The organism is Actinoplanes palleronii, from assembly GCF_016862315.1.
Lineage (GTDB): Bacteria > Actinomycetota > Actinomycetes > Mycobacteriales > Micromonosporaceae > Actinoplanes > Actinoplanes palleronii.
This window is the reverse complement of sequence record NZ_BOMS01000177.1, coordinates 1-4,223: the sequence shown is the minus strand read 5'-3', so window position 1 is coordinate 4,223 and position 4,223 is coordinate 1. Positions and strand designations below refer to the sequence as shown.

The 4,223-nt window shown below is 74.6% G+C and carries 1 protein-coding gene; it reads right to left on the bottom strand.

The genetic code is table 11. The features are described from left to right. Nucleotides 1–4,223: beta-ketoacyl synthase N-terminal-like domain-containing protein (locus Apa02nite_RS47990; protein ID WP_203831112.1), on the bottom strand; the 4,223-nt coding region annotated here is incomplete at both ends.

Here is a 4,223-nt window from a genome sequence, read left to right as displayed (position 1 = left end):
CACGCCGTGTCGACCGTGACCGCCGGGCCTTCGAGGCCGAACGTGTAGGACACCCGCCCGGAGGCCACGCTGCCGGAGCTCCCGGTGCTGAGGAACCCTTCGACCCCGGCCGGCACCTCGGCGGTCTGCGACCCGTAGTCGTGGTACATCACGCCCGCGAACACCCCGATGCGCTGCCCGCGCAGTCCCAACGGGTTGATACCGGCCCGTTCGAACGCCTCCCACGACGTCTCCAGGAGCAGCCGCTGCTGCGGATCCATCGCCAGGGCTTCACGCGGCGAGATACCGAACAACTCCGGATCGAAGTCGCCGGCGCCGTAGAGGAAGCCACCCTCGCGCGTGTACGACGTACCCAAATGGTCTGGGTCTGGGTGGTAAATGTCCGCCCAACCGCGGTCCTCAGGAAAGAACCCGACCCCGTCGCCACCGGCGGCCACCAGGTCCCACAGGTCGTCCGGTGAGGCGACCCCGCCCGGATAACGGCAGGCCATGGCGACGATCGCGATCGGCTCGTCGGCGGTTCGGGCGCGCGGTGCGGCCACCGCCGGATCGGCCACCCGCAGCCCGGAGAGTTCCTCGTCGAGGTGCGCGGCCAGCAGAGCGGCGTTCGGGTAGTCGAAGACCAGCGTGGAGGGCAGCCGCAGCCCGGTTGCCGCCGCGAGCCGGTTGCGCAGTTCGACCGCGGTCAGCGAGTCGAACCCCAGGTCGCCGAAGGCGCGGCCGGGGTCGATCCGGTCCGCGTCGGCGTAGCCGAGCACCGCCGCCACCTGGGAGCCGACCAGGTCCAGCAGGGCCCGGGTGCGCTCGTGCCCGGGCAGCGCGGCCAGCCGGCGACCGAGCGAACCGGCCGGGGTGGTGGCGCGGCCGGGCACCAGGCCGGCCAGCAGCGGCGGCAGGAACTCCGCGGTGCGCAGGGCTCCGGTGTCCACGGCGAGGGCCGCGACGAGCGGCCGGGCGCTGCCGAGCGCGGCGTCGAAGGCGGCGAGCCCTTCGTCGGCGGTGAGCGCGAGGACGCCACCGCGGCGCATCCGGTCCCGGTCGACACCCTCGCCCATCCCGGCGTCCCACAAACCCCAGGCGAGAGACGTCGCGGGAACGCCTTCAGATCGCAAGAAGATTGCGTACGCGTCAAGGAACGCATTCGCCGCCGCGTAGTTGCCCTGTCCCGCGTTGCCGAACAGCCCGGCCGCCGAGGAATAGAGCACGAACGCCGCGAGAGGCAGGTCCCGCGTGGCCTCGCGCAGGTTGCGCGCCGCGTCGACCTTGGCCCGGAACACCGTGGCGAGCCGCTGCGGCGTCAGATCCGCCAGCAGCGCGTCGTCGAGCACCCCAGCCGCGTGGATCACCGCGGTCACCGGCTCACCCCGCAGCGCCTCGGCGACCGCATCCGGGTCGGCCAGATCGCAGGCCACCGCCCGCACGTTGACACCGTCGATGTCGAGAGTCCCGCCCGAGCGGGACAGCAACAGCAGCTCTCGGACCCCGTAAGCCGCAGCCACATGCCGGGCCACCAGCCCACCCAGGGTGCCGGTCGCGCCGGTCACCACCACGACACCGTCGCCGAGGCGCACGGCGCCGGACACCGGGATCCGGGCCAGCCGCGGCACCCGCACCACACCGTCGCGGACAACCGCCTGTGGGACCGGGTAGTACGCGGCTTCCGGGCCGTCGAGCAGGTGCAGCCGGTCCGGGTGTTCGGACTGCGCGGAACGGACCAGACCCCACAGCGCCGCACCGTCCGGGTCGGTGATGTCGTCACCGGCCGCGCCGGACGTGCGGATCACCAGCCGGTCGCCGCTCCGCGCCGGGTCCGCCAGCCATTCCCGCAGCAGGGCGAGCAGCGCGGTGCTGCGGTCGAGGGCGGTGCCGGGGGCGGTCGCGTCGACCAGCACCACCGGTGCCGGTGCCGGCAGCGGGTCGCCGAGCGCGACGGCGATCGGCGGGCCGGCCGCCGCAGCGACACTCTGGGCGACCCAGTCCAGGCCGAAGACGAGCCGGTCCGCGGCGGCGACCGGCCGGCCCGCGGTGACCGGCCGCAGCGTGAGGCTGTCGACCCTGGCGACCGGCAAGCCGGCGCCGTCGGTGAGCAGCAGGCGGACGGCGCCGGGTGCGTCGCCCGGGGTGAGCCGGACCCGCAGCGTGCCGGTGGCGGCGCCGGTGACCCGCACGCCGGTGAAGGCGAACGGCAGCCGGGCGCCGTCGGCCGGCTCCAGCAGGCCGCCGGTGCCGAGCGCGTGCAGGGCCGCGTCGAACAGCGCCGGGTGCAGGCCGAACCCTTCGGACGAACCGGCAAGGGCCACCTCGGCGTGCACGGCTCCGGCGGTGCGCCAGGCGCGGCGCAGGCCGCGGAACGCCGGACCGTAGTCGAGACCGGCGTCGGCGAACGCCTCATACAGGCCGGCCAGGTCGATCTCGTCGGCGCCGGTGGGCGGCCAGACGACGAGGTCGACGTCGTCACCGGTGCCGCCCTCGGCCCCGGGGAGACCGGTGCCGCCTTCAGGCCCGAGGAGCCCGGGGCCGCCCGCGGACCCGGGCAGACCAGGGCCGGCCTCGGGGGCGAGCAGGCCGGTGGCGTGCAGGGTCCATGGGAGGTCGTCGCCGGTGCGGGCGTGGACGGTTACCCGGTGCCGCGCGTCGCCGTCCGGCGCGCCGACGGTGGTGCGGATCTGGACGCCACCGGTGCCGGGCACGGTCAGCGGTGCCTGCAGCAGCAGTTCCTCCAGGACCGGCGCGCCGATCCGGAGCCCGGCGGCGAGGGCCATTTCGACCAGCGCGGTGCCGGGGACCACCGGGGCACCGAGGACGCGGTGGTCGGCGAGCCACGGGTGGGTGGCCAGGGAGAGCCGGCCGGTGAGGACGCTCTCCGGCGCGTCGGGCAGCGCGATGGCGGCGCCGAGCAGCGCGTGTCCGGTTTCGGTCAGGCCGAGCCCGGCGGCGTCGGCGGCGGCCAGGGTGCGCCGGCGCGGCCAGTAGCGCTGGTGGTCGAAGGCGTAGCCGGGCAGGTCGAGCAGCGTGCCGCCGTCGAGCACAGCCTTCCAGTCGACGGCCTGGCCGGCGGTGTGCAGCTCGCCGAGCGCGGTGAGCAGGGTGGTGACCTCGTCGCGGCCACGGCGCAGCGCCGCGACGGCATCAGGCACGAGAGTGGCGAGGACGGTGTCCGGGCCGAGCTCCAGGACCCGGCCGGCGTCGAGGCGGGCTGCGGCGTCGGCGAACCGCACCGGCTCGCGGACCTGCCGCACCCAATATTCCGGGTCGGTCCACCGGGCATCGGGCTCGACCGTCGAGATCATTTTCAGTCGCGGCTCGGAGAACGTCAGCGACGACACCACGCCGCGGAAGTCGTCCAGCATCGGCTCCATCAGCCGCGAGTGGAACGCGTGGCTGGTCCGCAGCCGGGTCGTCTTCCAGCCGTGCGCTTCGATGGGTGAAATGTCCGCATCAATCCCTGACACCACCACCGCACGCGGCCCGTTGACCGCCGCAATGTCGACATCCGGGAACGCCGCCCGGACCTCGTCCTCGGACGCTTGCACCGCCAGCATCGCTCCGCCAGCGGGCAGCGCCTGCATGAGACGGCCCCGCGCGGACACCAGCGTGGCAGCGTCGGCCAAGGTCAGGACACCGGCCGCGTAGGCCGCCGCGATCTCACCGATCGAATGGCCCGCAACCACGTCCGGGTGGAGACCCCATGACCGCACCAGGGCAAGCAGGGCCACCTCGAGGGCGAAGATCGCCGGCTGGGCCCAGCCGGTCTGCTCCACCTCCGGCTCCGCGGGCAGCTCCAGCAGCGCCGCGACCTCGTCATAGGCGGCGGCATACACCGGGAACGTCTGGTAGAGCCCGCGTCCCATGTCGAGACGCTGGGAACCCTGGCCGGTGAAGACGACCGCGAGGGCCCCGGGCCGCGCCGGTGCCACCGGGAGCGGCTCGTCCAGCGCGGCGAGCAGGGCCTCGCGCCCAGCGACCGGCAGGACCAAGCGCCGGGCGAGCGGGGAACGGTGGGCGAGCGTCCAGGCAACGTCGCCCAGGGTGATCTCCGGGTGAGCCAGCACGTGGTCCCGCAGCCTGGCCACCTGCCCGGCAAGGGCCTGGTCGGTCGCAGCGGAGAGCACAACCGGGACGACCGGCGGCGCCGCAGCCGGGACCGGCGGGGCCGTGGCGGGTGCCGGGGCTTCGAGGATGACGTGCGCGTTGGTGCCACTGATCCCGAACGACGACACCGC